The 3,259-nt window shown below is 47.9% G+C and carries 2 protein-coding genes and 1 pseudogene; 1 reads left to right on the top strand and 2 read right to left on the bottom strand.

The features are described 5' to 3' along the window. The coding region (locus tag PX482_RS17035; protein WP_287721274.1) for a helix-turn-helix domain-containing protein at window positions 1–119 on the bottom strand (119 nt) is incomplete at its 3' end. 90 nt (window positions 120–209) lie between these two features. Here PX482_RS17035 and PX482_RS17030 point away from each other — a divergent pair. After that, window positions 210–1,505: pseudogene (locus PX482_RS17030) on the top strand (HAD-IC family P-type ATPase); the annotation flags it as partial. A 256-nt stretch (window positions 1,506–1,761) separates the two neighbouring features. Here PX482_RS17030 and pyrC read toward each other — a convergent pair. Beyond that, window positions 1,762–2,796, bottom strand: a complete 1,035-nt coding sequence (gene pyrC, locus PX482_RS17025; protein ID WP_288097366.1) for a dihydroorotase — start codon at window positions 2,794–2,796, stop codon at window positions 1,762–1,764. Between the last annotated feature and the right edge of the window lie 463 nt (window positions 2,797–3,259).

Raw genomic sequence — 3,259 nt, 5'->3', positions numbered from 1 at the left:
GCTTGTGTTCTGAGATGGAGTGCCTTATTGTAAACCAATCTTACACAGCCCAAAGTGCGCCGCAATAGCGACTCTTGTTCGGGTGTTGGGTAAAATCGAAACGAATAGGCTTTTTCCATACCTCACATTTTAGCATATATTTCGTAAATGTGCTAATATTTAACAGTAAAGCCGTCGTAGAACGACGGGGTTTCAGACCCAAATTTTCGATGATCGATCGCTATGGTCAGATGACCGTGCTGAACGCCCAACAGATCGAGCAAGCGGTAGAAACGATGGCAGAGCAGGGTTTACGGGTGCTTGCCTTCGCCAAAAAAGCAGCCGCGACCCATCAGCATTCTATCGACCATGAGGATATCGAAACAGGCTTGGTGTTTCTAGGATTACAGGGCATGATTGACCCGCCTCGTCCAGAGGCGATCGCTGCCGTTCATGCCTGTCAAAGTGCTGGGATTCGCGTCAAGATGATTACTGGTGATCATCTTGTCACGGCGCGGGCGATCGCGGAACGGATGGGCATTAAAACGGCAGCACAAGTCTTAGCATTTGAGGGAAAACAATTAGCGCAAATGGATAATCATCAACTGGCCCAAGCGGTGGTCGATGGATCGGTATTTGCCAGGGTTGCCCCTACCCAAAAACTGCAACTGGTGGAAGTACTCCAGTCCCAAGGAGAAATCGTGGCGATGACGGGCGATGGTGTTAATGATGCGCCGGCTCTCAAGCAGGCCGATATCGGCATTGCCATGGGGAAAGGAGGAACGGAAGTCGCCCGGGAATCTGCTGATATGCTCCTCACTGATGATAACTTTGCCTCGATCAAGGCCGCTGTCGAAGAAGGACGCACCGTTTATCAAAACTTACGCAAAGCAATCTCCTTTCTCTTACCTGTCAATGGTGGCGAATCGATGACGATTCTGATCAGTACTTTACTGGCACGAGATTTACCGATCCTCTCCCTACAAGTACTCTGGTTGAACATGATCAACTCGGTCACGATGACTGTTCCCCTGGCCTTTGAAGCAAAATCCCCCAGCATTATGCAGTCACCACCACGCAATCCCAATGAACCTTTGATCACCAAAAAACTATTGCGCCGAATTTTGGCTGTTTCATTGTTTAACTGGATTCTGATTTTTGGTATGTTTGAGTGGGCTAAATCGACCACAGGAGATATTGCCGTTGCCCGCACAATGGCAATTCAATCCCTTGTGGCAGCACGGGTTATCTATCTGCTCAGTATCAGTCAATTAGGGATGAGCCTAGTGGACTACCTGCGTCGTCAGTCAACCTCGATTACTAATGCACCGATCCTAATTTTGGGGATTGTGGCTGCTGTTGCCCTACAAATTTTGTTTAGCCAATGGGGGGTGATGAACAGTCTGTTTGCAACGGCGACCCTAACCGGTCATCAATGGCTAATCTGTTTGTTGCCGATGCCGCTCATGGTACTTTGGGCAATTTTTGCCAATGTTATCGATCCTCCTCATTGTCACGGGAAATAACTAGGGTTTGCGGCAAAAAGTTCTTCGTGGGGACAGGGTGTAGGGTGTAGGGTGTAGGGTTTTACCGATTTTCACCTGGTCAATTACCTAATTTTCAGGGAAAAAGTCCCGGAATTTTCCCCCCAATCACTCCAATGGTCGGCACTTTTTGAGGGAAAAAAAGTCTAAAAACCTTATCCAACAAGGTTGTTAGATTTATTCAGCCAGCCCTAACTAATCGTCAATTCTTGACCGCAACTACCAAGACTGGCGGTTTTTATTCCCCTAATTGCCAGGTTATCTCTTCACCCGCTCGTAACGGCACCAGTCCGGATTCGGGAAATGGCAATTCATCGGGAATGCGCCAAGGGGTTTTGGTTAAGGTGATTTGTTCGGTATTTCGGGGGAGTTGATAAAAATCTGGACCGTGAAAGCTGGCAAACCCTTCCAGTTGCTCAATTGCATCGACACTCTCAAAAGCTTCTGCGTACAACTCTAGAGCGTGCAGGGCTGAATAACAACCCGCGCAGCCACAGGAACTTTCTTTGCTGTAGCGAGAATGGGGCGCGCTATCGGTCCCTAGAAAAAACTTGGGATTGCCCGATGTTGCCGCTTGCAAAAGTGCCAAACGATGATCCTCTCGTTTCAAAATCGGCAGGCAATAAAAATGAGGACGAATGCCACCAGTAAAGAGAATGTTTCGGCTAAATAATAAATGTTGGGGCGTAATTGTGGCGGCGACATTGTTGTTAGCAGATAGAACAAACTTGACCGCATCGGCAGTGGTAATGTGTTCAAACACCACCCGCAGTTTCGGAAATCTTGTTATCAGTGGGATTAAGTGCTTCTCAATGAACACTTTCTCTCGATCGAACACATCAATATCACCATCGGTGACTTCTCCGTGCAGTAGTAGCGGCATATCCAGCTGCTCCATCGCTGCCAAAACGCCATCGCACCTACGAAGGTCCGTCACCCCCAAGTCGGAATTAGTTGTCGCACCGGCCGGGTAGTATTTCACCGCTTTGACAAACTGGGAGGCTTTCGCCGCCACGATTTCTTCGGGACTGGTATTATCGGTGAGATATAGGGTCATCAGTGGCTCGAACTGTTGACCCTCTGGAACTGCTGCCAGAATGCGCTCGCGATAGGAGGCAGCATCAGCCACTGAGCGCACTGGGGGCTTTAAATTCGGCATGATAATGGCACGGGCAAACTGACGCACCGTATGGGGTAGAACCGCTTTCATTGCCGCACCATCGCGGAGATGAAGGTGCCAGTCGTCGGGTCGAGTCATTGTGAGTCTTCGCATTGTTCAATCATACAACGGTTAGGGTTCCCACCTCACCCAACACAATAAGCTGCCCGCGTATTTAAATTGCTTGTTGAGATGAGGCAAGAGGCAACAGGCAAGGGGCAACACCTCCCCTTGCCCCTTGGGTCGTTTCATTCTCTCTTATGTCATTCTCTCAAATCCTTATCTGGCAACGTTTTTAGTCGATTTCTCGGAAATACATAGCTGAAAATTTTTAAAAACGTCGTGCTTTAGACATCTCCAAAAATTATAACCCAGTCACAGCTTGCTTTTAGCCTGTGTACTAATTAATAAGTAGTTCGACGGCTGAAGCGTATATCTATCGTTGCTAATTCAATGGCTCTTCGTTACTTGGTATGATTCGATCAGGGGGCATAAATCGACTAAATCCTTATAGGGCAAGAGACTCAATTGATTAGCTCGTTCTAGATAGAAAACAATTGGCCAAAATCGAAGCAAT

It is taken from the genome of Microcystis sp. M53602_WE12 (assembly GCF_030065455.1).
In the GTDB taxonomy this organism is placed as follows: Bacteria; Cyanobacteriota; Cyanobacteriia; order Cyanobacteriales; family Microcystaceae; genus Microcystis; species Microcystis aeruginosa.
This window is presented reverse-complemented; position numbering and strand designations above follow the sequence as displayed.

Excerpts from the sequence above, each read along its gene's own strand:
- pyrC (WP_288097366.1), bottom strand. The coding sequence starts at position 2,796 with ATGCGAAGACTCACAATGACTCGACCCGACGACTGGCACCTTCATCTC.